The 26,891-nt window shown below is 60.0% G+C and carries 27 protein-coding genes and 1 pseudogene; 14 read left to right on the plus strand and 14 right to left on the minus strand.

Annotated features, from left to right (window positions below; all coding sequences use genetic code 11):
* Positions 1-41: 41 nt before the first annotated feature.
* A complete protein-coding gene (locus IY145_RS00385; RefSeq protein ID WP_196406438.1) occupies positions 42-962 on the minus strand; it encodes a LysR family transcriptional regulator in 921 nt (306 codons plus the stop codon).
* 120 nt (positions 963-1,082) lie between these two features.
* Here IY145_RS00385 and IY145_RS00390 point away from each other — a divergent pair, with 120 nt between their 5' ends.
* The 7 genes from IY145_RS00390 (at position 1,083) to IY145_RS00420 (ending at position 7,086) form a co-directional block, all read left to right on the plus strand.
* Complete coding sequence (locus tag IY145_RS00390) at positions 1,083-1,949, plus strand: DMT family transporter (RefSeq protein WP_196406439.1); 867 nt, start codon at positions 1,083-1,085, stop codon at positions 1,947-1,949.
* Positions 1,950-1,953: 4 nt separating this feature from the next.
* Positions 1,954-2,925: a class I SAM-dependent methyltransferase gene (locus IY145_RS00395; RefSeq protein ID WP_196406440.1), complete on the plus strand. Its 972-nt coding sequence runs from the start codon at positions 1,954-1,956 to the stop codon at positions 2,923-2,925.
* Between the two features lie 7 nt (positions 2,926-2,932).
* Positions 2,933-3,976: a PLP-dependent cysteine synthase family protein gene (locus tag IY145_RS00400; RefSeq protein ID WP_196406441.1), complete on the plus strand. Its 1,044-nt coding sequence runs from the start codon at positions 2,933-2,935 to the stop codon at positions 3,974-3,976.
* Between the two features lie 112 nt (positions 3,977-4,088).
* The gene (locus IY145_RS00405; protein WP_409455276.1) at positions 4,089-4,601 is read left to right on the plus strand and encodes an IS6 family transposase; all 513 of its coding nucleotides are present in this window, start codon (positions 4,089-4,091) and stop codon (positions 4,599-4,601) included.
* 142 nt (positions 4,602-4,743) lie between these two features.
* Positions 4,744-5,751, plus strand: coding sequence for a S41 family peptidase (locus IY145_RS00410; protein ID WP_196406442.1), 1,008 nt, complete (start codon positions 4,744-4,746; stop codon positions 5,749-5,751).
* 79 nt (positions 5,752-5,830) lie between these two features.
* Positions 5,831-6,591 (plus strand): IS5 family transposase gene (locus IY145_RS00415; RefSeq protein ID WP_196406443.1). Its coding sequence is split into 2 segments (ribosomal slippage): positions 5,831-6,164 and positions 6,164-6,591, totalling 762 coding nucleotides; the frame shifts between segments, so codons are not numbered across the junction.
* Between the two features lie 66 nt (positions 6,592-6,657).
* Positions 6,658-7,086, plus strand: coding sequence for an AAA family ATPase (locus tag IY145_RS00420; protein ID WP_196406444.1), 429 nt, complete (start codon positions 6,658-6,660; stop codon positions 7,084-7,086).
* Between the two features lie 151 nt (positions 7,087-7,237).
* On the opposite strand, the gene IY145_RS00425 is transcribed toward IY145_RS00420, so the two are convergent.
* The 4 genes from IY145_RS00425 to bla form a co-directional block, all read right to left on the minus strand.
* Positions 7,238-7,675: a VOC family protein gene (locus tag IY145_RS00425; protein ID WP_196406445.1), complete on the minus strand. Its 438-nt coding sequence runs from the start codon at positions 7,673-7,675 to the stop codon at positions 7,238-7,240.
* Between the two features lie 99 nt (positions 7,676-7,774).
* On the minus strand, positions 7,775-8,107 hold the full coding sequence (locus IY145_RS26430; RefSeq protein WP_196406509.1) for a histidine phosphatase family protein: 333 nt from the start codon (positions 8,105-8,107) through the stop codon (positions 7,775-7,777).
* Positions 8,071-8,355: a hypothetical protein gene (locus tag IY145_RS00435; RefSeq protein WP_196406446.1), complete on the minus strand. Its 285-nt coding sequence runs from the start codon at positions 8,353-8,355 to the stop codon at positions 8,071-8,073. The genes IY145_RS26430 and IY145_RS00435 overlap by 37 nt, the downstream gene beginning before the upstream one ends.
* Positions 8,356-8,709: 354 nt before the next feature.
* Entirely contained in the window at positions 8,710-9,600 is an 891-nt protein-coding gene (bla, locus tag IY145_RS00440; protein ID WP_196406447.1) for a class A beta-lactamase, read from the minus strand.
* A gap of 46 nt (positions 9,601-9,646) precedes the next feature.
* On the opposite strand from bla, the gene IY145_RS00445 reads away from it, so the two are divergent.
* Together IY145_RS00445 and IY145_RS00450 are read left to right on the plus strand one after the other, a co-directional pair.
* Positions 9,647-10,216 (plus strand): AAA family ATPase, encoded by a 570-nt coding sequence (locus tag IY145_RS00445; RefSeq protein ID WP_196406448.1) that lies wholly within the window; start codon positions 9,647-9,649, stop codon positions 10,214-10,216.
* Positions 10,217-10,478: 262 nt separating this feature from the next.
* Positions 10,479-12,062, plus strand: a complete 1,584-nt coding sequence (locus IY145_RS00450; RefSeq protein ID WP_196406449.1) for an ABC-F family ATP-binding cassette domain-containing protein — start codon at positions 10,479-10,481, stop codon at positions 12,060-12,062.
* 223 nt (positions 12,063-12,285) lie between these two features.
* Here the strand turns inward: IY145_RS00450 and IY145_RS25190 are convergent, their stop codons facing one another.
* From IY145_RS25190 to IY145_RS25200, 3 genes are read right to left on the minus strand one after another with little or no spacing between them, the layout of a single operon-like run.
* On the minus strand, positions 12,286-12,831 hold the full coding sequence (locus IY145_RS25190; protein ID WP_246721633.1) for an MFS transporter: 546 nt from the start codon (positions 12,829-12,831) through the stop codon (positions 12,286-12,288).
* 39 nt (positions 12,832-12,870) lie between these two features.
* Entirely contained in the window at positions 12,871-13,242 is a 372-nt protein-coding gene (locus tag IY145_RS25195) for a hypothetical protein (RefSeq protein ID WP_210332564.1), read from the minus strand.
* A gap of 12 nt (positions 13,243-13,254) precedes the next feature.
* Positions 13,255-13,431: a hypothetical protein gene (locus IY145_RS25200; protein ID WP_210332565.1), complete on the minus strand. Its 177-nt coding sequence runs from the start codon at positions 13,429-13,431 to the stop codon at positions 13,255-13,257.
* A gap of 112 nt (positions 13,432-13,543) precedes the next feature.
* Here IY145_RS25200 and IY145_RS00460 point away from each other — a divergent pair, with 112 nt between their 5' ends.
* Entirely contained in the window at positions 13,544-14,053 is a 510-nt protein-coding gene (locus tag IY145_RS00460) for a MarR family winged helix-turn-helix transcriptional regulator (protein ID WP_196406450.1), read from the plus strand.
* Positions 14,054-14,511: 458 nt separating this feature from the next.
* Here the strand turns inward: IY145_RS00460 and IY145_RS00465 are convergent, their stop codons facing one another.
* The 4 genes from IY145_RS00465 to IY145_RS00480 form a co-directional block, all read right to left on the minus strand.
* On the minus strand, positions 14,512-17,673 hold the full coding sequence (locus IY145_RS00465; protein ID WP_196406451.1) for an efflux RND transporter permease subunit: 3,162 nt from the start codon (positions 17,671-17,673) through the stop codon (positions 14,512-14,514).
* 24 nt (positions 17,674-17,697) lie between these two features.
* Positions 17,698-18,816, minus strand: a complete 1,119-nt coding sequence (locus IY145_RS00470) for an efflux RND transporter periplasmic adaptor subunit (protein WP_246721618.1) — start codon at positions 18,814-18,816, stop codon at positions 17,698-17,700.
* A gap of 191 nt (positions 18,817-19,007) precedes the next feature.
* The gene (locus IY145_RS00475) at positions 19,008-19,676 is read right to left on the minus strand and encodes a TetR/AcrR family transcriptional regulator (protein ID WP_196406453.1); all 669 of its coding nucleotides are present in this window, start codon (positions 19,674-19,676) and stop codon (positions 19,008-19,010) included.
* Positions 19,677-19,940: 264 nt separating this feature from the next.
* Positions 19,941-20,624 carry a TetR/AcrR family transcriptional regulator gene (locus IY145_RS00480; RefSeq protein WP_312030523.1) on the minus strand — a complete coding sequence of 228 codons (684 nt, stop codon included), beginning with the start codon at positions 20,622-20,624 and terminating at the stop codon, positions 19,941-19,943.
* 182 nt (positions 20,625-20,806) lie between these two features.
* Between IY145_RS00480 and IY145_RS00485 the strand changes: the two genes are divergently transcribed.
* The 3 genes from IY145_RS00485 (at position 20,807) to IY145_RS00495 (ending at position 23,257) form a co-directional block, all read left to right on the plus strand.
* The gene (locus IY145_RS00485) at positions 20,807-21,754 is read left to right on the plus strand and encodes a nitronate monooxygenase family protein (protein WP_196406455.1); all 948 of its coding nucleotides are present in this window, start codon (positions 20,807-20,809) and stop codon (positions 21,752-21,754) included.
* A 169-nt stretch (positions 21,755-21,923) separates the two neighbouring features.
* Positions 21,924-22,241, plus strand: coding sequence for an NIPSNAP family protein (locus IY145_RS00490; RefSeq protein ID WP_196406456.1), 318 nt, complete (start codon positions 21,924-21,926; stop codon positions 22,239-22,241).
* Between the two features lie 800 nt (positions 22,242-23,041).
* Entirely contained in the window at positions 23,042-23,257 is a 216-nt protein-coding gene (locus IY145_RS00495; protein WP_210332566.1) for an addiction module toxin RelE, read from the plus strand.
* 473 nt (positions 23,258-23,730) lie between these two features.
* Here IY145_RS00495 and IY145_RS00500 read toward each other — a convergent pair whose 3' ends face one another.
* A complete protein-coding gene (locus IY145_RS00500) occupies positions 23,731-24,933 on the minus strand; it encodes an IS256 family transposase (protein WP_196406422.1) in 1,203 nt (400 codons plus the stop codon).
* Positions 24,934-24,981: 48 nt separating this feature from the next.
* Between IY145_RS00500 and IY145_RS00505 the strand changes: the two are divergent.
* Positions 24,982-25,338, plus strand: a pseudogene (locus tag IY145_RS00505) (transposase); the annotation flags it as partial.
* 129 nt (positions 25,339-25,467) lie between these two features.
* Here IY145_RS00505 and IY145_RS00510 read toward each other — a convergent pair.
* Positions 25,468-26,814: a hypothetical protein gene (locus tag IY145_RS00510; protein ID WP_196406457.1), complete on the minus strand. Its 1,347-nt coding sequence runs from the start codon at positions 26,812-26,814 to the stop codon at positions 25,468-25,470.
* Positions 26,815-26,891: the final 77 nt, after the last annotated feature.

Raw genomic sequence — 26,891 nt, forward strand, 5'->3', positions numbered from 1 at the left:
CCTTTGTCACGGGACTGTCAGCATATCTGATCGCCTTTCCGCTACTTCGGTCCGGTCAGCATCTTGTGAAGGACGCCCGCGAATCTGTCGAACCGCGCCGAACCATTGCGGATCGCGAGCACCAGTCGAATGTTCGGCACGGTGGGGAGCCCAACGTCTTTGGACATGATCGCATGATCGGGGCCGACCGCGCTCTTCGGGAGTATTCCCACTCCCAACCTCGCGCTGATGGCCGAGCGGACATTTTCGTAGGATGCGCTTGAATAGGCGATCGAATATTTAACGCCCGTCGTCTCCAGCGACTGAATCGCCGCGCGCCGATAGGCGCAGCCGTCTGGAAAGGTGACGAGCGGTAGCTCACAGCTCGGATCAAAACGATATCTCTCGCGGGCGACCCAGAGCAGCGGCTCCTCACGAATGACCCGCATATTACACTCACAGCCAACGCGGTTGTCCTCCGCCATGTCCTTGTAGAGAACGATATCCAGCGCGCCTCTGGAAAATTGTTCTTTCAATTGCTCCGACAGGCCGGAAACGACTTCGACGCGCAGATTGGAATTGCTCTCGACGGAGCGTGCGACGAGGGAGTTCAAATGCTCGACCTCGAAGTCGTCCAAGACACCCAGCGCGATCCGGTCAGATGCATCCTGCTGTCTCATGATCCCTACCGTGTCGTTGAGCTTCACCAGAATCTCACGCGCCGGTCCAATGAAGCGATGGCCATCCTCGGTCAGTCCCGCGAAGTGGCCGCGATCACGCACGACGAGCACGCATCGAAGAATGTCCTCCAACCTTTTGAGGCCCTGCGTGATCGCCGACTGTGAGCGCGCGAGTTCGTTGCCGGCACGCTGAAAACCGCCATGGTCGCTGACCGCCACGAAAGCTCGAAGATGCTCGAGCGTGATCCTACGATCTCCCATGATCGCATCCGATCGCGCGCGGTCGTTCTGCAAATCGCTCATGCTCGCCTCATATGCTGTCGATGACAAGGCATATTAGGCGCACTTATATCGCCCGCAAATTACTAATTTTACTGCAAATGCCCATTCGCCCATAGTTCTTCACAACTCGCGAGGCTCGTGATGTTGCGGAATTCTCTCTCTGTTCTAGTGCTCGCCTTCAGCGCAATTTGGAGTTCAGCTTTCGTAGCCGGAAAGATAGCTCTCCGCGATTACGATCCTTTCACGGTGCTGGTCGTCCGCTTCACGATCGCGTCGCTCCTTCTCGGCGTGCTCGTCGTCGCCACGCGACCGAAGCCGAATAGGAACGCTGTCGAGACAGGCGTTCTGCTCGGCCTGTTGAACAACTGCGCATATCTTGGTCTGACGTTCTATTCGCTGAACTATATCTCGCCCGTTCTAGTCGTCGTCATCGTCAGCTGCGCACCATTTTTCACTCTGCTGCTGTCTTGGCTTTTCGAGAGCGAAGCGATGTCGCTTCGACAGGCGGCGGGCATAGCGCTCGGATTTTCGGGCGTACTCCTCGCCACCGGCATCGATTTCGGGGAGATCGCGAGTCTCACGGGCATTGCTCTCGCCATTTTGGGAACTGCCTCGTTCTCATTGGCGACGGTGCTGTTCCACGCGCGAGCACAGCACTATCCGATCGATCAGTTGAATCTCTGGCAGTCCGTGACCGGCGCCGTTGTCCTGTTGCCTATCGCCTATTTCTTTGGAAGACCTTTGATCGCGCCGACGACCGAGAGTGCTGCGGCCATTCTCTATCTCGTGATCGTGGTGACGATCGGCGGCATGGGACTGTGGCTACTGCTCATAAGACTGACCGGCGCCGCCATGGCGTCGTCCTACCACCTCCTCAATCCATTTTTCGGCGTCGTTCTATCCGCTCTCGTGCTCAAGACGCCGTTACGCATTCTCGATTTTTCCGGCGCTGCGATCGTCGCGAGCGGCTTGGCGCTGGTTATTTCAGCCCCAAGAAAGAAGGAGTAATACGATGACCATTACCGCAATAGATTCTCGTATCAGTGTTTCACCAACCGATTTCTTCGAGCTGCCTACCGTGCTGCGCATACGTGACTCGCTCGAGATCGGCCTGACCGATCGCTCCTATCTCCCCAAGTCGAGCGATCTTCGCAGCGACTGGGTCGCCAGCGTTGCGACGCCGGCATTCAAAGCCCTTGCGCAAACGGGCGCCTCCGTCCCGCGCTTCTGCACGATCGGCACGGGAGCCGGGTTAGACGCCCTCGCCGCAATAGAGATCCTCAAATCCGATACGGTTGCTTTCACCGATCTTCATCAGGACGTCGTCGATCGCGCGCGCCACAACATTCTCGACAATCTGCGCCCCGATGTTCGGGTCGAACTCATCTCCGGGGCAGGGGACATTCTCGCGCCTCTCGCCGGCGAGGCCGTCAATTTCGACGTCATCTACGAGAATCTTCCGAACATCCCCCTGTCCGAGGCGGGGGACATCCGAGATGGACAAACCAGCTCGACCTTCATCGCGAAGCGTTCGGAGCCTATTCCGAAGTTCGCGGAACAATATCTCATTACGCTGCACTATCTCGCGCTCGAGCAAGCTCGTCCGATGTTGCGCTCTGGCGGGCGCGTACTGTCTTCCATCGGCGGCCGCGTTCCGCTCCGGCAAATCTTGAATCTCGCAGAGCATACAGGTTACCGCGGCAACATCCTCACCTACACATGGAAGCGACAGTCTGAACCGGAAGAGGTGATCGGAGGCTATGCCGCATGGGAGGCGCGCGGACACGGCCCGTTCCATTTCTATCCGGCGAGCATTCTCGCAGAGACCTTCGATGGCATGTCGGTCCATGCAGCCGGAGCACAGGCGCTCGCGATCGAGGCCGCTCTCTCCAGCCACGAGATCACGGCGACTGAAGCCCTGATCCAATTGCGCGCCGGCCAGGATATCGGCCACACCGTCGGCATTCTCGAATCGGTCAAGTGAGGACTCCATGCGACTGCAATCGTTTATTGGCGGCACGCCGCTGCTCGAGCTGACGACGCTCGATATTCCCCGTCACGTGCGGATATTTGCCAAGCTGGAGTTTCTCAATCCCGGCGGCAGCATCAAAGACAGAGTGGTCAGCTACATAACGGACGACGCCGAGCGGCGCGGCGTCTTGCGTTCCGGTTCGACCATCGTCGAAAATACGTCGGGCAACACGGGGGCAGCGATCGCGATGCTCGCGGCGATGCGCGGCTACAAGGCCATTCTCACCATGCCGGACAAAGTGAGCAAGGAGAAGCAGAATGCGCTCACGGCGATGGGTGCCGATGTCGTCGTTTGTCTCACTTCCGCCCCGCCGGACAGCCCGGGACATTATGTGGCAACCGCGCGCCGCATACATGCGGAGACCCCGAACTCGTTCATGCTGAACCAATATGACAATCCGCTCAACGCCGAAGCTCATTTTCGATCGACAGGCCCGGAGATATGGGCGGCGCTCGGCAAGCAGATCAGCGCATTCGTCGCTTCGGGAAGCACGGGAGGGACGATTTCTGGAATCGGCCGCTATCTTCGCGCGAAAAATCCGGCGATCGACATTGTTCTGCTCGACCCATTAGGCTCAATCTACCACAAATATTTTCATCAAGGAGTAGTCGATCCAGGACAGATCGCGCCCTATCACGTCGAAGGCGTCGGCGAAGACCATTTGGCAAAGTGCATGGATTTTTCCGTCCTATCGGACGTCCTTCAATTCAGTGATGCAGACGCTTTCGCCACTTGCCATCACCTCGCACGCTCGGAGGGTTTGCTGTGCGGCGGCAGTTCGGGCGCAAACGTGTGGGGCGCCGTACAACTCGCACGCCGGATGAAAGAACCTGGAAGTATCGTGACCGTTCTTCCAGATAATGGCGTGAAATATATTTCCAAAATTTACAACGATGAGTGGTTGGTGGACCATGAGATGCGACCCTTCCGTGACCCCGGCAGGCCGGTCCCGAAACGAGACGCGAGTTTCGTCGCGGATAAGCATCTGATGCCAAACCTCTGAGAGACCAACTCACGGTCGTGGGATTCCCGACTTGGCGAATAGGTTCTGGTGCGAACGGCGTGAGCGGGACATAATCCGTCGGAGGGCGGAACCGGACTCTGGGGTTATGGGCATGCTGAGCGTGGACGATCTTTTCAAAGGACGCCATTTCGACCGCGAAATCATCGTTCTCTGTGTGCGCTGGTATCTGCGATACAAGCTCAGCTTCCGAGACCTCGTGGAAATGATGGCGGAGCGCGGCTTGTCGGTTGCCCATACGACCATCATGCGCTGGGTTCAGCGCTACGTTCCGGAATTTGAAAAGCGATGGAATCGTTTCGCGCGCCAAGTCGGCGGATCGTGGCGCGTCGATGAGACCTACGTCAAAATCAAGGGCCACTGGGTCTATCTCTACCGCGCCGTCGATAAGGCGGGAAAGACAGTGGATTTTTTGCTGCGCGCGAAGCGAGATGTCGGCGCCGCCAAAGCGTTTTTCCGTCGTGCGTTCGCGCGCCACGGACGGCCGCCGCGCAAAATCACTCTCGACGGATATCAGGCGTCACATCGGGCGGCGCCCGCCATGCGGCGATCACGATCGCCGGCGTCGAACTCATGCATCGCATCAGGAAGGGTCAATTCGCGCTGAGCAGATTTAGAGCCGCCGGGACGACTGCGCCCGAAATCTGGAGTGCGGTGCTCGCTGCTTGATCCTAACGAACTGCCGGACCCATCGCGTAGCTATCGGCAATAATTGCACCGCAACCGTTTGAATCATATGCGAGCGTCAGATGCCGTACCATCGATCGCCTTTCCTGGCCGCCTGTTTCGCGATAATCTCCGCGTTGACAGCCGTTCCATCCGCGACAAGAGCTGCGGCGAACTCTGGTGCCGCGCAAAGCGTGCCCTTAGATCAGGCGACGGTCAGGAAGGTGATCGGAGGTATCGTCGTCGAGTTGCGCGAAGGTTATGTGTTCCCGGATAGGGGAGTCCAGGCGGCAGATGCGCTGGAGAAGGCATTGGCTGAGAACACCTATGCTGGCGTAACCGATCCAGGCAAGTTTGCGGTGCAACTGACCGACCAACTCCGGGCGATCACCCAGGATAGCCATATGAGGGTGATCTTCGGCTCGCCGTTCCGTAACCAGCCTCCGCCTTCCGCGCCGCAGGATGCCGACTTTGAGGTGAAGCGGCTAGACGGCAATATCGGATACATCCACTTGGTGCGGTTCGTTCCGCCCGCGGTCTTTAACCCGGCAGCCGATGACGCCATGCGCAACCTGTCGGACACCGCCGCGCTCATCATCGACATGTGGGACAATGGCGGCGGTCATCCGGCGTCTGTAGCCTACCTTGCCAGTTTCTTCCTCGATCCGGGCCAGCGCGTTCACATCAACGACCTCATCTGGCGCAATCGTGGGACTTCGACTTTCAAAACGGAGTCGTTTTGGAGTTCACCGACACCGGTAAGCTATCTCGGCAAGCCCGTCTATGTGCTGGTTGGCCCAAAGACTTATTCGGCCGGTGAGGAGTTTGCCTACGACCTACAAGTGCTCAAACGCGTGACCGTGATTGGGGAAAAAACCCGCGGAGGTGCGAACCCAGGCGGATTGAAGGAGATCGGTTCTGACCTCTTCGTTGTCGTGCCCACTGGCAGGGCGGAAAACCCTACCGCGCACGACAATTGGGGAGGTGTCGGGGTAAGTCCTGACGTTCAGGCTGCACCTGAGGTCGCTCAGGAAACAGCCGTAGCCTTGGCAATGGGCAAGCCAGTTACGCCGTTGCCTGCTCAGCAATAACTGGCTGATAGAGGCTTAGGCTCAGGACCTATTAATTTGGAGTGAGGCGTGATTCAAGGTCTCCGAAATGGAGGCTTTGATGGGTGATTTGTTTTTGCTGAGCGAAGCGGAGATGGCGCGAATTTCCCCTCACTTTCCCTTGGCGCACGGCGTGCCGCGGGTGGACGACCGCCGCGTGGTCAGCGGGATCGTCTACGTCATCAAGAATGGCCTGCAATGGAAGGACGCCCCGAAGGAGTATGGGCCGCCCAAGACGCTCTACAATCGCTTCATCCGTTGGAGCCGGCTCGGCGTCTTCGATCGTATCTTCGCCGCGCTCGCGGGAGAAGGGCCGAAGCCGGAGCGGATCATGATCGACTCCACTCATCTGAAAGCGCATCGGACGGCGGCGAGCCTCCTAAAAAAGGGGCTCTTTCCCGCTGTATCGGCCGCACGAAAGGCGGGCTGAACTCCAAGCTCCACGTCGTTTGCGACGGCGCCGGCAAGCCGCTTGTCATGATGTTGACCGAAGGGCAGATGAGCGATCACAAAGGCGCGAGGCTGATGCTCGACGCGCTGCCGCCGTCCTCGGCCCTGATCGCAGATCGCGGCTACGACAGCGACTGGTTTCGGCGAGCGCTCGCGGAACGCGGGACCGAGCCCTGCATTCCGCCGACAAAGAGCCGTAAGAAACCTCTCGATTACGACAAGGCGCTCTACCGGCAACGTCATAAGATCGAGAACCTCTTCGCCAAGCTCAAAGACTGGCGGCGCATCGCCACCCGTTACGATCGATGCGCGCACGCCTTCTTCTCCGCCATATGCATCGCCGCCGCTGTCGCCTTCTATCTCAATCAATGAGTCCTGAGCCTAAGCCTACTGCGCAAAAATCCTGACATTCGAGGCGAAATTCCATATAGTTCTGGGATGACTACGGCGCATTTGATCCATGGATATTTAGGAGCTGGCAAAACAACATTTGCGAGCGCCCTGGAAAAAGAAGTGGCAGCAGTCCGTTTCACTCATGATGAATGGATGCAAAAGCTATACGGCGATGATCCTCCGGCAGAACAGTTCGCCAACTACGCAGAGCGAGTTTCGAAGGTTATGGAGGAATTGTGGACCCGGTGCCTTCAAATTGGGGTGGACGTTGTTCTCGACTTCGGCTTCTGGTCAAGGAGGGAACGGGATAGAGTCCGATCTGTTATTTCAGGCTTCGGAGCTGATTGTCGCCTTTATCGCCTTTCATGCTTCGACGACGAGGCATGGAAGCGCATCGAGGCGCGTAATCCGAAACTTGATTCCAAGCCTCTATATAGCACGGAACACATTCGAGGTACTGAAATCACGATTTGAACCCTTGTCTGACGACGAGAGCCGAATTGAGGTGTCCCGGAATTCTTAACATTCACGACAAAACCGCCATCATTGAAAGGCCGCGGACATTTCTGTCGCAAGAGCCAGACGCAAAAGTCCGGGTTTTGTGACTGGATATTTGCAACAAAAGTCACGCTGCCAGTGACACGTCCTCGGTCTTCCGCTGCACCAGTGCCCAGATGTGGCCGAAGGGATCGAAGATCGAGGCTACGCGACGGCCGGTCGTGTCAGTCTGGATTTCGTCGCGGATCACGGCCCCGGCGGCGAGGGCACGCTGCATAGCGCCATCAATGTTGCCAACCTTGAGCTGGAAAATCGTGCTGACGGCTCCGGGTGCTTTCGGGAAGAACGGGCCGCCGTAGGAGGTCGTTTTTTCGCGGTTCGGATTGGAGCCTGCCACCCATACCGGCAGATTTCCGAACCGCATTTCGACAGCCGCCAGAACGCCGTCAAGGTCATAGGTATCCACTTCCTGCGCACCAAAGGCAGCCGTATAGTAATTCGCGGCTTCTCGTTCCCGCCCATGTTCAACGAACAAAGAAAATTCAACGCTGATATCTTCGGTCATTTGGCCCTCGCTTGTTCGATCTGAATCACATCTCCAAGATACCCGAAACTTGGCCAAACCAATGGCATCGAGCAACGAGGGCGCAAAATTTGCGACAAGCTAAGACGAGGCGATATCCTGCCAGCCGTGAAACAACGCTCTTGTTTCCGCCTCGAATGCAAAGTAGCAGCCGCCACCCGATATAGGTTGTCCGCGTTTCCTCGATATCGGTTCGCCCATGAGATCGCACAGAAGGAGCGTGCCGACTCCGCCGTGAGAGAAAATGCAGATGTTGCCTCCACCCTTTCGGCTCGCGACGCAATCCTCCACAGCTCCCCTGATCCGAGTCTGGGCATCAATCGCTCTCTCCCATCCAAGAACGCCTCGAGCGGGCTGTCGAAGAAGCGAGCCACTATCTACCAGAAGCTGGGCGGTTCGAGGTATCCGTTCGATGAACGATCATTCTCACCGAGGCGCGCGTCGATCTTAAACGCAAGCTGCCGCTCCGCCTTCAGTGCTTCAGCGCAATCCGTCGCCTTCCGCTCGCTGCTTGTAAACACATCGCTCACGCTCGAGAGTTCAGGACGTGCGCAGAACGACTTGATGCGGGACCATCCTCTTTCCGAAAGTTGCCAGTCAGGCACGGGAATATCCGGATCGATGATAACTTCAGGATGGGTGGCGAAGTAGATGATTGTCATTCTGTTACCAATCTATTACCAATGTTGTTGTTGCAAAACTCCCAACTTTTTCGTTCGAGTATTGCGTCTGATGTTTTCTGCATCGCAGAATAGCGATTTTCGCGGTAGAATCCAGCGGATCATCGTGTTCACTCCACGCCCTGCTTCAAGGTAGGGTGATGGAGTAGAAGCATTGCCTGTCATCGTCGCTCACGGTCCGCCGGCCCCGCCGATTTCCCTCTACGGCCCGATATTCCCGCCGATTGCCGTATGACCGCAAGCGGCATGGCGAACCGCCGTTTCCACTCCATCGCCTGACATTGTTGCCGCCTAAAACAGCCGATCGCCGCACGGCGTCCGGCGGTAGGGCTTACGCTACGCTTGTTCAGCTATTATTCTGGCGACACTCGCTAAAACGCTCTCCTGCGCCGTAGTGGAGCCTGGCGCGCTTCCGAGATAGGCGGCGACCACGATCGGCTCACGGCCGGGCGTCCAGATCACACCAATATCGTTGGTGGAAATTCCCTCCCAAGTGCCGGGCTTGTTCGCTATGCGCCAACCGGCAGGCAGTCCGACGCGCAAGCGTCGCGTGGCCGCGTCCTTGGCCTCGACCATCCAACTCGTCAACCTTGCACGCGACGCTTCGGAAAGGGCGTCGCCCAATAGCAGCCGGCGCAATGTCCCGACCATGGCGCGGGGCGTCGTCGTATCGTGCGTTTCGCCCGGCTTTACGACATTGAGCGCCAATTCGAAGAGATCGGACCGCGTGACATGATCGCCGAGGGATCGCAGATAGGCAGTAAGAGCTGTCGGGCCGCCAAAACTGGTCAGCAACAGATTGGCGGCGGTGCTGTCGCTGACGGTGATAGCCGCCTCGCAAAGCGCCTCGATCGACATGCCTTCACGGCCGACATGAGGTTGGGTCGCCTTGTAAGGGGTCACCAAGTCACGCTCGGTGAAGACGATGCGCCGGTCGAGCCTTTCCTTTCCGAGGTCGACGCGGGCCAGGACATGGGCGACGGCCAGCGCCTTCATTGTGCTGCACATGGCAAAGCGCTCGTCGATTCGGTTACCCATGATCCGACCGGTCGCACTATCCAATACGGCCACCCCCAACCGCCCACCGCTGCGCGCTTCGAGCTCCTCGAGCTCGGCTTCGATGCCTCGAGGGCTGCTTAAGGCATTGGAAGAGGTCAACAGCGGTGCTGCGACAGCCATTGTCATCGAGGCGATTGCGGTGCGACGGGTCAGGATTGGAGAAGACATGCAGTTTCCATACTATGTGCCCATTCCGGTGAAAGGATGATACCTCTTGAAGAATCGACTTGTCGTGATTTCCGGCTGTTCGGGCGCAGGGAAGTCGACCCTCCTGGCCGAGTTGAGGGCTCGCGGCCATGTTGTCGTGGAAGAACCCGGTCGCCGCATCATCGCCGAGGAAACGGCCAGCGGTGGCGGCGCATTGCCGTGGGGCGATCTCGTGATGTTTCTGCGTCGCGCGATCGACATGGCGCTGGCGGACCACGTGGCGGCGGTGGAGCATAAGGGCTGGGTGTTCTTCGATCGCGGCATTGTCGACGCAGCATCGGCATTGGAAGCTTTGACCGGCGAACCGGTCCTGCGTCCGTTGTGTATGACGCATCGCTATCATCGCCGCGTATTCATGGCGCCGCCTTGGCCCGACATCTATGTGACCGAAACGGATCGCAAGCACGGGTTCGATGCGGCAGTGGTGGAGTATCACCGCCTCATGGAGACCTATCCGGCACTGGAGTATGAGGTGTTGGACCTGCCGAAGAGCACTACGGCGGCGCGTGCCGATTTCGTGCTGGCCTCCCTGGATGGCATGAACGCGGCGGACGGACGAAGCCAAGCGGCGTCATAGGACTGTAGCGCAGACGTAGTTCTCATCTTTGTCGGACATGGCCCGCCGTCGCGCGGGCTACCGCGCAAAGACAGTTCATGCCGGAACCAGCTTACCGCAACGTTCGCAAAGAAGTATTGCCCATATTCGTGCGGACCTTGCAAAAAATCCAAATATTCCTATTTTGAGCGCGATTAACTTCGAAAATTGGAGACACCATCGACATGGACTTGAACCTCGCCGCCTTCACCCCCCTTGGTTTCGCTGCGAGAAGTTCTATCCCATGCCTGCATCCGTCTCTCTGTCCGGCCTGTCCTGGTCCACTCCTGACGGCACGCCACTTTTCACTGACGTCAACCTGACCTTCGGCCCTGAATGCACCGGAATCGTCGGACGCAACGGGACCGGCAAGAGCACGCTTCTGCACCTTATCGCAGGCGATCTGCAACCGGCCTCGGGTCAGGTGCGGGTCACCGGCTCCATTGCAATGATGCGGCAGGACGCGATAGAGCGCCCGGATGAGACCATTGCCGATCTCTTCAGTGTTGCTGACGCGCTCCATCTGCTTGACCGGGCCGAGGCGGGACTTGCAGATGCCGCCGAACTAACCGACGCGGACTGGACACTGTCCGAGCGGATCGAGACCGCGTTGTTGCGTTGCGGCCTTTCCGTCGAGCCGCAGACCCCGATGATAACGCTCTCTGGTGGCCAGCGCAGCCGCGCAGCACTTGCCGCATTGATCTTTGCCGAGCCGGATTTCCTGTTGCTGGATGAGCCGACGAACAATCTCGACCGTGTTGGGCGCAGGGCGGTGATCGACCTTATCCGAGGCTGGACCGGCGGGGCGATCATCGTCAGCCATGATCGCGAGCTTCTGGAGGAAATGGACGCCATTGTCGAACTAACGTCGCTCGGCGCGACCCGTTATGGCGGGAACTACAGTGCTTTCCGGCAACGGAAGGATGGCGAACTGGACGCGGCTGCGCGCGGCCTGGTCCATGCGGAGAAGACCCGCGTCGATGTCGCTCGCCGCGCGCAACAGGCCGCCGAGCGCAAGGCCCGCAAGGACAGCGCCGGACATAGGGCGCGGGCGAAGGGCGATCAACCGAAAATCCTGATGGATGCCGCTAAGGGCCGGGCCGAGGCTTCGGGCGGAGCCGGCGCCCGCTTGCGCGATGCCCAGCGCGAGGCGGCAGACGAGGCCCTGATCGCCGCCCGTGAGAAGGTCGAGGTCCTGCAACCCCTGCGTATGGACATTCCCTCGACCGACCTTCCGCCCGGCAAGACGGTGCTGCGGCTGGACGGTGTGAGCGGCGGATATGATCCCGACCGCCCTGTTATTCGCGATCTGTCGCTGACTATTACCGGCCCCGCGCGTATCGTCATTGCCGGGCCGAACGGCAGCGGAAAGACCACGCTTCTTAAAATGATCACGGGTCAGATCGAGCCGCAGCGCGGGCTGGTGGATCTGATGGTTCCGTTCGCGCTGCTGGATCAGCATGTGGGGTTACTCGATCCGGCGCGGACCCTGCGCGAGAATTTCCTGCGCCTGAATCCTGCGGCGGATGCCCATACGGCCCATGTGGCGCTGGCCCGCTTTGGCTTCCGCGCAGGCGACGCCTTGCGCCGCACGGGCGAACTGAGCGGAGGCGAGCGCCTGCGCGCGGGTCTCGCCTGCGCCCTTGGGGCCGTGCCGCCACCCATGCTGCTGATCCTGGACGAGCCTACCAATCACCTTGATCTCGACAGCATCGCGGCGCTGGAAGTCGCGCTGGCGGCCTATGACGGGGCGGTTCTGGTGGTCAGCCATGACGAGGCATTTTTGACGGCGCTGCGCCCGAACAGCGCCATTGAGTTGCCGGGATGACCGTTTTTCCCCGCGAGCGGTCGCGTCAAGATCGCTCGCGTTCTTCACAAAGGTGTCGCGCCCGAGAGGGCTATAGCGCAAACCTAGTGATCATCACTATCGTTCGTGGTCGCCACCCTGCCGATTGCCATGCAGAAGGAGGCTCGGGCGGCGGGTGCCCAATTCGAAGAAATAATTGGGCCGACAGGCGAGTCGTAAAAGGGCCGTAGCAAGGCCCCTATCATCAGAGGGGAAGGAAGAGACGGTCGCCGGGACGAAAGCGCGCGGCGATGAGCGCGAGCGCAAGGCACAATCCCGCCATTAACCACCATGCCGGGGTGAGGTCCGCCAGATGCTGGCGCAGCAGTCCAGCAACCAGCGGCAGCGCGGCCGCCAGGACATAGCCGCCGCCCTGGACGAAACCGGCGAGCGCGCTTGCCTGATCGGGATCCTCACCGTGATCCATTGCGACGATCAGCGAGAGCGGGAAGAGCGCGCCAATGCCGAGCCCCGCCAGCGACGCCGCCGCCCATGCAAGCTGCAGTGGCGCGACGCAGAGGCAGAACATTCCCGCCAGCAGCGCTGCAATTGCAGTGAACAACACGGCGCGACGATCCGGCGATCGATCGATCCATAGCGACACGGCAAAGCCTGCGACCACCTCCGCCAGTGTGACGGCTCCGAGCATCGCGCCGGCCGCCTGCTCGGACCAGCCGAGCTGGGTATAGAAGGGCGGCAGCCAGGCGAGGACGAGCGTATAGGCCCCCGTGCCGAGGCCGAAAAAGAGCATCAACAACCAGGCGCGCGGCGCACGGTGCACCGAGCGGCGTTACACCGATCTCACAATCCCTTGCGACCCCTGCGCCACCAGAAGCCAGATGCCCAGCCCGAGGAGAGCTGGCAGCGCCCAGATGCCCAGCGCGGTCGGCCAGCCCCAGACCTGCCCGATCCAGGCGCAGGCCGTACTGGATATTAACGCTCCTCCCATGATCGCGGTGGAGTAGAAGCCCATCTGGCGTCCACTGTGTACACCAGCCCGGCGGCGGATGACGCCCGGCATCAACGCCTGGTCGATGGCGATGCCGACACCGCCGATGATGGCGGTCAACACCAGCGCCACTGCCTGCGGCCATACCCAGCGGGCCAGGCAGGCAAGGAGAATGAGCACGACACCGGAGGCGATGCCTGCCCGCTCTCCCATCCATCCGCGCAGCTACGCCGTCCCCAGCAGGCAGATGCCCATCAACAACACCGGGAACGTGGTCAACAGACTCGCGCCGATGTCGCCAAGGCCCGTGTCGCTCTGGATCGCGTCGAGCAGTGGGCCGACCGAGGCCAGTGCCGGGCGCAGATTGATGCCGACGAGCAGGATTGCGGCCAGAAACAGCATCCGACCTGATGTTTCGGACGGTCTCCGCGCGTTATGCCCTTGTCAGGGTCGCCGCTTCCGATATTATCTCTATATAGAGATATATATCTTGACGTCAAGCTAGGTGCGCGAAATGGACAGGGCTGCAATGGCTGCGGAACAATGGGCCCGAGAACGGCCGGATATCGATACTGGACCGATGGTGCTGCTGGGACGGCTGGGTGAAGCGGCGCTGTTGATCGCGCGGGATCGGCTCAATCCGCTATTTGCAGAATTCGGCCTGCAACCCGGCGAGTTCGACGTACTGGCGACGCTCCGGCGCAGTGGCGCACCGTATGCGCTCACGCCCACCGCGCTCTATGAAGCAGCGATGATCTCATCGGGAAGCATGACCAATCGTATCGACCGACTGGAGAATGCCGGGTTGGTCGAGCGGAGGTCCAATCCAGCGGATAAACGGGGAACGTTGGTGGCGCTTACGGCCGATGGTCTGGCGTTGATCGATCGCACGGTAGAGGCTCACATCGCAAATCAGCAAAGCATCGTCAGTGGTCTGAATGAGCAGGAGCGAGGCCAGCTTGCTGTGCTCCTCGGCAAACTGATCCGATTGCAGCAGAACGCTGGCGGCGTTAGAGGGCTATAGCGTAAACTTGTTCTCATTATCATCGGGCGTGGACCGCCAGCCCCGCCGATTTCACGCTATGATGCGATTTTCCGCGCGATGCCTACCCATCACCGCCGATTGCCGCATAGGCGATCCAGGGAGAAATTTGAAACGATGTTGTTGGTAAAGACCGCCTGACCCACGACGGCGCGGTAATTCCCGACCGCAATCCAATTCAAAATGGGATCGACCACCAAATAGAGATGGTCCCGCGCCGGCAGGATCCTCGCTGCGATTTCAGCCACGGACGAGGAGCATGAGGCGGACATCGAAATCCGGCGTATCGAAGCCGGATTGGATTTACGCCGATTTCGCAATGCCGACGTATCAAGTCGTCCAAGACCTAGAGATCGCCAGCATTCGCGCGATGCGCCGGCGTCGCCGTCGATGAGGCTCGAACCTCAGCGAGGCCTGCGCCCGTTTTGGACGGGCTACCTTCACCATGAGTGCTCGCTCGATATGTCCCGCGCCACGGGAGCTCGAGGCTCGACAATTCGGTTCGGTCTGATCCGAAAAGCGCTCGAGACCGAGACGAAGAAAGCCGGTACGAAAAAGATTGCCAGAAGCGCCGCGCTGAGCATGCCGCCGACGACCGCCGTGCCGATCGCGATGCGGCTGGCCGAACCCGCGCCGGTCGCGAAGACGAGAGGCAGAGTCCCGGCCACGAAGGCGATGGACGTCATCAAGATCGGCCGCAGCCTCTCTCCGGCGGCGGCGATCGCGGCCTCCACCAGCGTGGCTCCATTGTCGAAGAAAGCTTTTGCGAATTCGACGATGAGGATCGCGTTCTTCACCGCGAGGCCGACCGTCGTGAGAAGGCCGACCTGAAAATAGACGTCATTGGCCAGTCCGCTGCTCAATGTCGCCACGATCGCGCCGATGACGCCGAGCGGAACGACCAGTATGACAGAAAGAGGGATCGCCCAGCTCTCGTAGAGAGCGGCGAGACAGAGCAGCACGACCGTCAGGGAGATGGCGTATAGCGCGGCTGTCTGCGAGCCGGATTTCTGTTCTTCATAGGAGAGGCCGGTCCATTCGTAGCCGACGCCCGGAGGAAGCTTCTCGATGAGGCGTTGCATCGCCGCCATGGCTTCACCCGTGCTATGGCCGGGCGCGGGAGCGCCGAGAATCTCAAAGGATGTGAGACCATTGTAGCTTTCCATTTTTTGCGGGCCCAATGTCCATGCGCCGTCGAGGAAGGCGTCGAACGGAACCATTTTGCCCGACGAGTTGCGCACGTGCCAACGCGCGAGGTCGCTCGGCGCCATTCGCGAAGCCGTGTCGCCCTGGACATAGACCTGCTTCACGCGTCCCGATCGCAAGAACTGATTGACATATTGCGAACCGAGAGCGCCCTGTATGGTCGCGTTGAGGTCGCTCACCGAGACGCCGAGCGCGTTGGCTTTTTCGCGGTCGATCTTCAGCCGGTACTGGGGCGCATCTTCGAGCCCGTTCGGGCGCACGCCGGCAAGAGCGACGTCCTGCGCCGCCATTCCGAGCAATTGATCGCGCGCAGCGAGAAATTTGTCACGCCCGAGTTGGCCCCGGTCTTCGAGCTGAAGGTCGAAGCCCGTCGCATTGCCGAGCTCCATCACGGCCGGCGGCTGGAAAACGAAGACTCGGCCGTCGCGGCTCCCTGCAAAATGTTGCATCGCGCGACCGGCGACAGCTGCGCCGCTCTGTCGTGGGCTGGGTCTTTCCGACCAATCCTTCAGCTTGATCGCCGCGAAACCGGCGTTCTGGGCCTGACCGGCGAAATTGAATCCCGAGACGGTCAGCACCGATTCCACATTCTCCTTTTCGGCGGTCAGCAGGTAATCGGCCAGCTGCTTGTTCAATGCCGCCGTTTGTTCGGCGGTGGCTCCAGGCGGCATCGTCACTTGGCCGAAGAGGAGCGCCTGATCCTCGTCGGGAAGAAAGCCGGTCGGGATTCGGTTGAACAACACCACCGCCGCCACGGTGATCGCCATGAAGATCAGCCGGAACGCGCGCGGGCGCGCGATCAGATTGTGGACGCCGTTCTCGTAGCGCTCGGTGAGGCGAGCGAATGCGCGATTGAACCATGCGAAGAAGCCGGCCCTGGGACCGTTTTCCCGCGCCGGCTCTTTCAGCAGCGCCGCGCAGAGAGCCGGGGTGAGAATCAACGCGACCAGCACGGAGAGCGCCATCGCCGACACGATCGTGACCGAGAACTGACGATAGATCACGCCGGTCGAGCCGCCGAAAAAGGCCATCGGCAGAAACACCGCCGAAAGCACCAGAGCGATGCCGAGGAGCGCTCCCGATATCTCGTCCATCGACGCGCGCGTGGCGTCTCGCGGCGACAAGCCCTTTTCGCTCATGAGCCGCTCGACGTTTTCGACGACGACGATGGCGTCGTCCACGAGGAGGCCGACGGCGAGCACCATTGCGAGCATCGTCAGCGTATTGATCGAATAGCCGAAGGCGGCGAGCACGCCGAATGTGCCGAGCAGCACGATCGGCACCGCGATCGTCGGAATGAGCGTCGCGCGAAAGTTTTGCAGGAAGACGAGCATGACCACGAAGACCAGCGCGACGGCCTCGAAAAGCGTCTTCACCACCTCCTCGATGGAAAGCGTGATGAAGGGCTCGGTGTCGAGCGGATAGGCGAGTTTAAGGCCGGGAGGGAAAAATGTTTCGAGACGGTCCAGCTCGGCGCGCACGGCTGCTTCCGTGGAAAGCTGGTTGGCTCCCGGGGCGAGCTTGAGCGCGAGAGCGCCGAAGGGCTTGCCGTTATAGAGCGATGCTGTCGAATAGGACTGCGCGCCGATCTCGACGCGCGCGACGTCCCTCAATCTCACCTGTGAGCCGCTCGGATTCACTTTGAGCAAGATGTTCTCGAATTGCTCGGGCGTTTCGAGTCGGGCCGGCCCGATGATGGCGGCGTCGAGCCGATTGCCTCGGCTGGCCGGCAGTCCGCCGAGCTCTCCTGACGAGACTTGCACATTCTGCGCGGTGAGCGCGCTCGTGACATCGCCGACGGTCAGCGAATATTTGTTGAGCTTGTCCGGATCGAGCCAGATGCGCATGGCATATTCGGATCCGAACGAGGTGAAGTCGCCGACGCCGGTGATGCGCGTCAACGGATCCTTGAGGTTGGAAGAGACATAGTCGTCGATGTCGATGGCCGACATCGCGCCGTCCTCGGAATAGACGCCGACGATCATCATGAAGCTTTTGACGGATTTGTTGACCTTGATCCCCTGCTGGGTGACCTCGGTCGGCAGATTCGGCTGGGCGAGAGAAAGCTTGTTCTGAACTTGCACCTGCGCGATGTTCGGATCCGTGCCTTGCACGAATGTCAGGTCGATTTCCATCGATCCATTCGATTGGGCGGTCGAAAGAAGATATTCCAAGCCATCGAGGCCGGACATTTGTTGGAGAATGGGTCTGACCACCGTATCCATGACCGTCTGAGCGGAGGCTCCCGGATAGGTGACCGTGATCGAGATTTGAGGCGGAGCGATGCTGGGATATTGCGCGATCGGCAACCGAAAAATCGAGATGCCGCCGAGCAGCATCACGATCAGGCCGAGCACCCATGCGAAGACCGGACGGTCGATGAAGAAACGTGACATCGATGGAATCCCCTCGGCGAAACGTCAGGACGGTTTGTCGGCGCGGATTGCCGCGTCTTCGACTGCGATGGGTTGAACGACATCGCCCGGACGTATGTTCTGCAATCCGTCGACGATCACGCGCTCGCCCGCGCGAAGGCCGCCGACGACGATCCATTGATCGCCGATCGCTTGACCGGTTTGTATGATGCGCAGGCTCGCCTTGTTGTCGTCTCCGATCAGTAGGACGGTCGCGTCTCCATGCGTATTGCGCGAGACTGCTTGCTGCGGTATCAGAACGCCGTTTCGATCCACCCCTTCCTGAAGGGAGGCATGCACATACATGCCCGGCAACAGGAGGTGTTTAGGGTTGGGGAAAATCGCCCGCATGAGAACCGTGCCCGTCCCCTCGTCGACGGTGACCTCCGAAAACTGCAGCTTTCCCGCGACATCGTATGTGCTGTTGTCTTCGAGCTTCAAAGTGACCTTCGCGGCGCCACGGCCGACGCTTTCGATCTCGCCGCTCGCCAGCGCCTTCCGCAGACGCAATAGCGTCGTCGCCGATTGCGTCACGTCGACATAGATCGGGTCGAGCTGCGTGACCGTCGCGAGGACATTGCTCTGATTGGCGGTCACGAGCGCGCCCGGCGTGACTGTGGATCGACCGATACGGCCGGAGATGGGCGCCAGAACTTTCGTATAGGAAAGATTGATCTTCGCCTGGGAGATGCTCGCTTTGGCGATGGCGATATCGGCCTCCGCTTGTTGCGCCGCGGCCACGGCGTCCTCGACGTCTTGCTTGCTCACGGCTTTCATGGAGGACAGCGCCTTGTAACGAGCGGCTTTCGCGTTTGCCGCTTGGAGAGTCGCCTGATTGCGCGCCAATGTGGCGACCGCGCTGTCATAGGCCGCTTGGTAGAGAGCCGGATCGATCTGATAGAGTTGCTGGCCTTCTTTGACTTGGCTGCCCTCTTCGAAAAGCCGTTTCAGGACGACACCATTGACCTGGGGCCGCACCTCTGCGGTCAGGACGGCGGTCGTGCGGCCAGGCAACTCCGTCACGCGCGTGATCGGTTGGAGATGGACGACGACATAGCCCGCCTGCGCAGGCGGACGCGCCGGCTCTGCGGCCAGCGCTTGTTCGCAGCTCGCAGCGACCGCCATAGAAAGCAGCGCAAAGAAAGCGCCGAACAGGCCTGCTGCGGCCGATCGCGAAATCCGTGCTTCAGAATTCGTGACGATCAAGGGCGACGAAGGGATTCGGCGATGCGTCGGGATCATGTGCGGCTTTGCTCGAGAGAGTGCGGAAAACATGGCATTTTTTCGTGGTGGGGCTTCGGAGAAGCCGAGGCCCCTCATTCAGCGCCTTTCTGGGCCTCCGCGGGCGATCCGCGGTTGAGCGGCGCCGAAACGGCTCGACCGAACATGTCCGCGAACTGTTCCAGAAGCCGTCTCGTCATTTCGGGTGAGGTCTCGAGAACCTCGCGATGGACGAACCCCAGCTCGAAGCCCAGGCTCAGCAGCATTTCGGCGGCGGAGCCGACATCGAGATCAGCTTCGGCAATTCCAGCATGGACATAGAGAGCGAGCCGCGACTCGAGGCCGCTCCTGATATCTTCACGGATCCAGATGCGGTTGAAATGCGCCTTGAAGGCTCGATCGAGCAGGGCTCTCGAGATCACGATGCGAATTCGGTCCGAACGTTCCGAGATTTTCTCGACCGCATGTGCGAGCATCTCGCGCGCTTCTTGCGCCATGGTCGAACAAAGCGGGCGCCCCAGGAAGAGCGCCGCGTCGGAGCGGTCATCCTCCTTGTCGAGAACCGCGAGCAGCAGGCCTTCCTTGCCGCTGAAATATCGCTGGATCAGGGCCTCCGAGCATCCTGCCGCGTCGGCGATGGCGCGCGTCGTCGCTCCCTCGTAGCCGCATTCGGCGATCGCCGTCGCTGCGGCGGCGATCAGAGCGTCGCGAGTGGCTTGGCGGTCGCGGGCTCGCGGCTTGCGGACCATGTCGGTGGAGTGCATGTCGTCCCTCAAGTAAGTAAGTGAATACATACATACAGCGCATGGGCTGTCGGGTCAAGAGCCTCGGCGCTAGAAAACACGGGCAAGTTCGCGCTATCGCGGCAGGTCGGAAACGCCAAGGTTGTTCGACGCTGGTCGGCTCGGATCAGCGGGCGCTGCCGCCGGTCTCGACGGCAGCCTCTCTCGAGGTCCGAGATCGTTCAACGCCCGCCGCGCAGCGGCGGCGGACCGACAAGCGGCCGATGGGGGCCTGGCCGTCGACGATCAGCTCTCTCGGAAAGGCTCCGCCGGAGCATAGGCGGCGAGAAAAACGCCAACTCCGGTGGCGATCGCGCGGTTGCGCTCGGTCGCCGACAATGCCGACTCGTCGCCGAGCATGGCCCGCAACTGAAGGTCGCCACGGATCAGGCCGATGAAATGCTTGGCGACGTCGCGGGGAGCGGACCGGCGGAGCGAGCCCGCCGCCATTGCGGTTTCGAACACCTCCGCCAGTCGCGCCATCAGCCTGTCCGGCCCGTTCTCGTAAAAGAGCTTGCCGAGTTCGGGAAAGCGCCGGGCCTCGGCTGCGACGATCCGGTTCGTGGCCACCACGTCGGGCGACAGCAAGAGATCGAGCACCGCTCCGGCGAGACGCTCCATTTTGCTTCTCAAATCCGCGGCGCCCGTCAGCCCTGACACCAGGCCGGATGAAAACCGGTCGCCGGCCGACCAGATCACAGCCGTGAACAGTTCATCCCGGCTGCCATAATGCGCATAGAGCGTCGCCTTGCTGACGCCGGCTTCCTGGGCGATCGCCTCCATCGTCGTTTCGGCGAAGCCCCGGCTGAGAAACAGCCGGTGAGCCGCCTCGACGATGCGCTCGACCGTACGCGGTCCTCTCGTCCTGACTTTCGGCCTGCCGGGCTCCGCCATTGCGATCCTCATTCTATATCTGTAACTGAACGACATCGTTCACTAGTTGACGGTTAGGTTGGATATTGATAGCCTTTTGCGATGAAAATAGAAAACCAACCCGTTCACTTAGACGGGGCGCGATGTTTCCGAAGAGAGGGTCGCGACGCGGAGACACACTGCGCGCGCCCGTCAAATCCCACAAACGACGCCGTCGTCAGGCTAGGCGAGAGGGGATCATGAGCAATGTTGTCTGCGACAAGCTCGGCATTCGCTATCCGATCCTGCAAGGGCCGATGGCCTGGGCGTCGGACAGCAGGCTCGCCGCGAGCGTTTCCAACGCCGGCGGGCTGGGGATCATGGGGCTCGGCTTCTGCCCGCCGGCCGTCTTCGAGGCCGAGATCCGCGCGGCTCGGGCCCTGACGGAGGCGCCCTTCGGCGTCAACATCATCACCTGCCTGCCCGACGCCGACAAGCTGCTGGAAATCACCCTGCGCCAAGGAATCAGGGTCGTCGAGATCGAGACGTTCCCCGCCTATTTCGACACGCTTCCGCGTTACGTCGAAGCGCTCAGGAGCCACGGCGCCGCGACGATCGGCAAGGCGTCCTCGGTGTCGGAAGCCAAAGTGTTCGAAGCGGCAGGGGTCGATTTCGTGTCGGTCAAGGGGTACGACGGCGGCGGTCACATCTTCGGCTTCACCGGCACGTTCACTTTGATCCCTCAGGTGGTCGACGCCGTTTCCATCCCCGTGATCAATTCGAGCGGCGTCGCCGATGGACGCGGCGTCGCCGCTTCGTTCATGCTCGGCGCCGCCGGCGTCGAGGTCGGAAGCCGCTTCCTGGTGGCCGAGGAATGCCCGATCCACGCCAACTACAAGAACGCCATCGTCGCCGCCGGGGAAGGCGACACCGTTCTGACCGGCGTCAGCGCCGGCGACGGGGTGCGCGGCATCCGCAACCGGCTGACGGATGAAATGCTGCGCCTCGAACGGGAACTGCCGCCCGAAGAGGCCGCGGAGCGCATCCGCGAGATCGGTCGTGGCGTCTTGCGCGGGGCGGCCGTCGACGGCGACGTCGAGAACGGCAGCCTCGTCGTCGGCCAGAATCTCGGGCTGCTCGACGCCATCTTGCCGGCGAGCGTCATCATGCAGGAATTGATCGCCGGCTATTCGAGGGTCGCGCCTTGAGCAAGGGAGCTCGGCAGGCTCGACCTGCTCCGCAAACGAGCGTCCGGGGAGACGAGTCGGCGTTTCCGCCGCCCGGTGGCCGCCAGTCGAGCGACGAGGCGTTGCCGCCATGGCCTGGACCGATGTCGTAGCGAGCATCCGATCACGCGGCATCGAGCGGAGAAAATCCATGAAGACCTATGAAATGCGCATCTACACGCTGAAGTCCGCCGAGGCCGCCACGGCCTATCGCAAGATTTGGATCAAGCATATCGAAAGCCTGAAAGTCTTCGGGATCGTCACGCATGGCGTGTTTACCGTCGCGAGCGATCCGGCGAAAGTCGTCGCGCTCGTCGACTATCCCGAAGGCGTCGATTCCAAGGCGGCCTCGGATCGCTATATGGCCAGCGATCTGTTCAAGGCGGACATGGCGGGTTTCGACATCGCTTGGCTCTCCTGCGTGGAGACGGTATTGCTCACCCCCGAAAAATTCTCTCCTCTCCGGTAACGGAAGCCTTTAAATCGCTCCCGACACCTTCCAGCGTCTGAAAGACCAATTTGAGCCGGCTAAGCCAGACGAGGATCAAGTGGAGACGTGGGCCACTAGAGATGCAAAACTCGTCGCGCGCCGCTGGATCGGACTGGGCGAAGTTCTCGCTATAGGGAACGAAATGACCCCAGGGTAGCGTCACAAATTTCTGTGGTTCGCCAGCCCGTTCGAATGCCTGGCGCGAGGCCCCGATTGGCGTCAGCATAAGCGAAAACATCTTCTCCATTTGCAGAACGGCAACACGACGGAGGGACATCCGGCAGCCGCTACATGACGCCCGGCCCGGGAATGTCGCCTTTCGGCGTAACCCGACGTTGGGCCTATCGGCGCGACAGGTCTGCAAGGGGTCGTGTGTCACGAGCGCGCCGTCGCGAGTATCGGTGGCGCTCAACTGTACGAGAGATGAAGGAGGGCCCTTCGAGTTCGGCAATCAGGTGCTGATCTCAAGCCACCGCAAGCTGCTTCGGTCATTCGATGGGCGCGCCGCAAGTTCAAGCGGATGCGGCATCAGACCAAAGGGGCGCGAGATTGGTTCGACCGGCTACGTCGGGCGAACCCCGAGCTCTTCGCCCACTGGCATCTATGTCATGGCAACGGCCGAACATCGGGAGCCGTGTGAGTCGAGAGGTTCATGCACGGTTCTGGGAGCGCCCGGGGGTGAAACTCCTCCGGGCGACTCGACAAAAGGGGGCGTTCGATCCTTCCTGCTCTCGAACCCGGTTTATTGACATAGCGAACCCAATGGGTTACGTCGTTTTATGCAAACGGCGGCGGAAACCCCGACCTTCACGCGGCAGGCGGAGGAACTTTTCGACGCGGATGAGAAGGCCGAACTCATCTCCTTCCTTGCCGAAAACCCGTTCGCCAGCTCCGTGATCCCTAACACCGGCGGAGTGCGCAAAGTGAGATTTACGGCTCCGGGGAGAGGCAAACGTGGCGGCGCGTGGGTGGTCTACTTTTTCTCGATGATTTGATCCCGCTTTACGCGCTGCCGATCTACCCGACGAACGAAAAGCCGATCTGCCCCCCGAGAAATCGGGCCGCCGCGACGCTCGACGAGGCGATCAAGGCTGCGAGGAAGAAGAGATGACCGCGTTCGGAAAAGACCTGATCCAGTCTCTTGGCGGGTTGCGGTGCAATTATTGCCGATAGCTACGCGATGGGTCCGGCAGTTCGTTAGGATCAAGCAGCGAGCACCGCACTCCAGATTTCGGGCGCAGTCGTCCCGGCGGCTCTAAATCTGCTCAGCGCGAATTGACCCTTCCTGATGCGATGCATGAGTTCGACGCCGGCGATCGTGATCGCCGCATGGCGGGCGCCGCCCGATGTGACGCCTGATATCCGTCGAGAGTGATTTTGCGCGGCGGCCGTCCGTGGCGCGCGAACGCACGACGGAAAAACGCTTTGGGGGACTGTCAGGAATCTTGTGTGCGGGGCCGGGTTTCCATCACGCCGCGACGAAGCGATCGTCGAACATGATGGCGAATTGATTTTTCGCCTCGCACCATTCGCGCGGCGCCATTTTCCACTCCCCGGCGACTTGGCGCAAGACGAGATAGAGGAGCTTCATCGCCGCATCGTCAGTCGGAAAATGCCCTCTCGTCCGCACGGCGCGCCGCAGCTTCGCGTTCAAGGATTCTATGGCGTTCGTCGTGTAGATGATCCGCCGTACCGCGATCGGAAAGGCGAAAAACGGGATGACCTGCTCCCAATTGCGCCGCCAGCCCTGCGCGATCGACGGATATTTCTTGCCCCAATGGCCGCCGTCGAAGGCCTCCAACGCCTCTTTGGCCGCCTCGGCGGTCGGGGCGCGATAGATCGTCTTCAGCGCGGCGGCGATCGCCTTGCGGTCCTTGTATGAGGCGAATTCCATCGGGTTTCGAATGAGATGCACGATGCAGGTCTGCACGGTCGTCTGCGGAAACACCGCATTGATCGCCTCCGGAAAGCCCTTCAGGCCGTCGACCACGGCGATCAGTATGTCGCCGACGCCGCGGTTCTTCAGCTCGTTCATCACCCGAAGCCAGAATTTGGCGCCCTCCGAGGTCTCGATCCAAAGCCCCAGAATGTCCTTCGTTCCGTCCGGCGTGACGCCGAGCGCCACATAGACGGCCTTGTTGCGGACCAGGCCTTCGTCGCGGATTTTGACGCGCAGCGCGTCGAAGAAAACCAAGGGATACATCGCCTCGAGCGGCCGGTTCTGCCATTCGGCGACGGTCTCCAGCACGGCGTCGGTGACTGTCGAGATCAGATCGGGCGAGACTTCCAGGCCGTAGAGCTCGAGCAAATGGCCCTGGATCTCGCGCACCGTCATGCCGCGCGCATACATCGACACGATTTTCTCGTCGAAGCCGGGAAAGCGGCGCTGATAGCGCGCGATCAGCTTGGGATCGAAGCTCCCCTCCCGGTCCCGCGGGACCCTGATGTCGATCTTCGACGTCTCGGTCAGCACGGTCTTCTTCGAATAGCCGTTGCGGTGGTTCGCCTTGCCCGCCGCCGCTTCGCTCTCGAGATGGTCGTCCATCTCCGCGTTCAGAACCCGTTCCGCCAGCGCCTTCTTCAGCTCATCGAACAAGCCATCCTTGGAAAAAACCTCCTTCGGATCGCGTCCCGACAGCAATTGGTCCAATGTGCCCTTCTTGATCGCCATAGCCCGCCTCCTGCGGTTCTACTATGGCCCCACACACAAGATTCCTGACAGTCCCAGCTGCCGCGCATCTCCGGCAAATCGAAATTGGCCGAGGCGATCCGCTACGCCCGATCGCATCGAGCGGTCCTCGGACTCTTTCTCGACGACGGCCGCGTCGAAATCGACTCCAATATCGTCGAGCGGGCAATCCGGCCGCAGGCCATCACGCGCAAGAACTCACTATTCGCCGGGTCCGTTGGCGCTGGGCGGACGTGGGCTTTCATCGCCACCATGCTTCAGACTTGCAAAATGAACGGCGTCGATCCCTACGCCTGGGCGCAGCAGGCCCTCGAACGAATCGCCAACCGATGGCCCAACAAGAACATCGAGGCGCTCATGCCCTGGAATTTCAAGCCCACCGAGTGAACGGCGCCGGGTGTGCGCTTACGTTGCAACGCCCAAATCCTCTCAAACAGGAGGCCAATAACGCGACCTCGCGGCTCCCGCCGCGATAGCGGCTTCGTTCAATCCCGAGTCAATCGGTCGGATTCCGTATTACGTCACAATCTCAAGCGCAATGAGCGCACCTCGGACCAACCGGTGTCCAGCGGAAAGTTCTCCGATCGCCACGACAGCGGTCTCCGGAAGTCTTGCGGAATCACTCGCTAATGAATACCCTAATTCGAAAGCTGCGCGATACCCATCCTCTTCAACATCCAGCCTTTTTTGCATTACGTGTGTGGTGCCTGTCGTATGGCGAGCCGCATCGTCGAATGAAACTTGGAAACAATGATCTCCAAAGGAAATGAAAGCAGCGACCGGCGCAGCTAACGCATCACTAGTATACATAGAAATTTCGAACCACGTAGTCTCAGAAAAGCATATTGCGACGTCAACTTTAGTGATATTGCCATGTAGATGGATAATATCTCCCGCGCCTGAAGACAAACGCACTTCTTTTGCCCGCAAAATAGAGTTGCATGGAATACGTCGCACCATCGATGTCGCCGATAGCTTTCCCAAAAGCAAGTCGCTCAAAGTTACGCGAAACTTAAACGAAAATCCATACCAGACGTATGCTACATAATCATGTTCTGAATAAATGTTAGGGACAATCGAATGAGCATCAATTATTTTTAACAAATGATCGTCCCGGGTGAGCGCGAAGATATAACTCGCCACAATGTGGACCTGATCGGCTGCGCCAAACATATTCGTAAGCCGAATAAACGCGGTCTTATCGAATGATGGTAAACTACATAATTTGTGTATATATAAAAGCTCCTGGAGCCTTATCCTTGTTCGGTGATATAGCCATGGAATGAACAACCGGATTAGGTCACGGTACAGATGTGTGATTTGAATGAAAGCAGCCATCGCAACATCAAGATATGCGCACTCCGCCGTACAAAGATGTCTATGAGCATGAAGCTGTTCGTATTGAATTTTCCATAACTCAACGTTCGCAGAATGGTAATGTACAGAGGTACCCGGAAGGAATTCATTTATTCCGAGAGACGCGCCCACGCTGGTCCAAACGGGGAAAAATTTATGGAAATCAAAGCGATTTCCGTTGACTTGAACGTTGATCACTTCATGTTGAACCGGAGCTTTATACTCATGGGCATCGGCAATCAGACGCGGGATTGAAAGACTTGCATCGGGATCGGATAGAATTAAATCAGAATCTCCCGACCACCCGACGAAAAACAGGTCGTCCGCCAGATGGGCGACAGTGGTGCCTTTCAGTAGGATAAAACCTTCCCCAGCCGCGGGAAGTTGAGCTAAGAAATTTCTTAACGCCACGTGTTTTGCCTGGTAATGCCAAATATCATGTGTGTATTCCGCCGAAAGCTTGCAAAATAGATCAGACAAATCGTCTGTCAGTTCGGTTTGCAGCAAGCGGGCGATGGCAATGCCAACGACCCGGTGATCAATGCAAACCGAACGTAATGTGGCTCTAGTCCTTTATCCGGCGC

It is taken from the genome of Methylosinus sp. H3A (assembly GCF_015709455.1).
In the GTDB taxonomy this organism is placed as follows: Bacteria; Pseudomonadota; Alphaproteobacteria; order Rhizobiales; family Beijerinckiaceae; genus Methylosinus.

Excerpts from the sequence above, each read along its gene's own strand:
- bla (WP_196406447.1), bottom strand. The coding sequence starts at position 9,600 with ATGTCTTCTCCAATCCTGACCCGTCGCACCGCAATCGCCTCGATGACA.
- IY145_RS00475 (WP_196406453.1), bottom strand. The coding sequence starts at position 19,676 with ATGCACTCCACCGACATGGTCCGCAAGCCGCGAGCCCGCGACCGCCAA.
- IY145_RS00410 (WP_196406442.1), top strand. The coding sequence starts at position 4,744 with ATGCCGTACCATCGATCGCCTTTCCTGGCCGCCTGTTTCGCGATAATC.
- IY145_RS00435 (WP_196406446.1), bottom strand. The coding sequence starts at position 8,355 with ATGACAATCATCTACTTCGCCACCCATCCTGAAGTTATCATCGATCCG.
- IY145_RS00500 (WP_196406422.1), bottom strand. The coding sequence starts at position 24,933 with ATGGCGATCAAGAAGGGCACATTGGACCAATTGCTGTCGGGACGCGAT.
- IY145_RS25190 (WP_246721633.1), bottom strand. The coding sequence starts at position 12,831 with ATGCTCTTTTTCGGCCTCGGCACGGGGGCCTATACGCTCGTCCTCGCC.
- IY145_RS00480 (WP_312030523.1), bottom strand. The coding sequence starts at position 20,624 with ATGTCGTTCAGTTACAGATATAGAATGAGGATCGCAATGGCGGAGCCC.
- IY145_RS00420 (WP_196406444.1), top strand. The coding sequence starts at position 6,658 with ATGACTACGGCGCATTTGATCCATGGATATTTAGGAGCTGGCAAAACA.
- IY145_RS00425 (WP_196406445.1), bottom strand. The coding sequence starts at position 7,675 with ATGACCGAAGATATCAGCGTTGAATTTTCTTTGTTCGTTGAACATGGG.
- IY145_RS00490 (WP_196406456.1), top strand. The coding sequence starts at position 21,924 with ATGAAGACCTATGAAATGCGCATCTACACGCTGAAGTCCGCCGAGGCC.
- IY145_RS00405 (WP_409455276.1), top strand. The coding sequence starts at position 4,089 with ATGCTGAGCGTGGACGATCTTTTCAAAGGACGCCATTTCGACCGCGAA.
- IY145_RS00450 (WP_196406449.1), top strand. The coding sequence starts at position 10,479 with ATGCCTGCATCCGTCTCTCTGTCCGGCCTGTCCTGGTCCACTCCTGAC.
- IY145_RS00385 (WP_196406438.1), bottom strand. The coding sequence starts at position 962 with ATGAGCGATTTGCAGAACGACCGCGCGCGATCGGATGCGATCATGGGA.
- IY145_RS00470 (WP_246721618.1), bottom strand. The coding sequence starts at position 18,816 with ATGGCGGTCGCTGCGAGCTGCGAACAAGCGCTGGCCGCAGAGCCGGCG.
- IY145_RS00390 (WP_196406439.1), top strand. The coding sequence starts at position 1,083 with ATGTTGCGGAATTCTCTCTCTGTTCTAGTGCTCGCCTTCAGCGCAATT.
- IY145_RS25200 (WP_210332565.1), bottom strand. The coding sequence starts at position 13,431 with ATGCTGTTTCTGGCCGCAATCCTGCTCGTCGGCATCAATCTGCGCCCG.
- IY145_RS00465 (WP_196406451.1), bottom strand. The coding sequence starts at position 17,673 with ATGTCACGTTTCTTCATCGACCGTCCGGTCTTCGCATGGGTGCTCGGC.
- IY145_RS00460 (WP_196406450.1), top strand. The coding sequence starts at position 13,544 with ATGGACAGGGCTGCAATGGCTGCGGAACAATGGGCCCGAGAACGGCCG.
- IY145_RS00400 (WP_196406441.1), top strand. The coding sequence starts at position 2,933 with ATGCGACTGCAATCGTTTATTGGCGGCACGCCGCTGCTCGAGCTGACG.
- IY145_RS25195 (WP_210332564.1), bottom strand. The coding sequence starts at position 13,242 with ATGGGAGAGCGGGCAGGCATCGCCTCCGGTGTCGTGCTCATTCTCCTT.
- IY145_RS00485 (WP_196406455.1), top strand. The coding sequence starts at position 20,807 with ATGAGCAATGTTGTCTGCGACAAGCTCGGCATTCGCTATCCGATCCTG.
- IY145_RS00395 (WP_196406440.1), top strand. The coding sequence starts at position 1,954 with ATGACCATTACCGCAATAGATTCTCGTATCAGTGTTTCACCAACCGAT.
- IY145_RS00495 (WP_210332566.1), top strand. The coding sequence starts at position 23,042 with ATGCAAACGGCGGCGGAAACCCCGACCTTCACGCGGCAGGCGGAGGAA.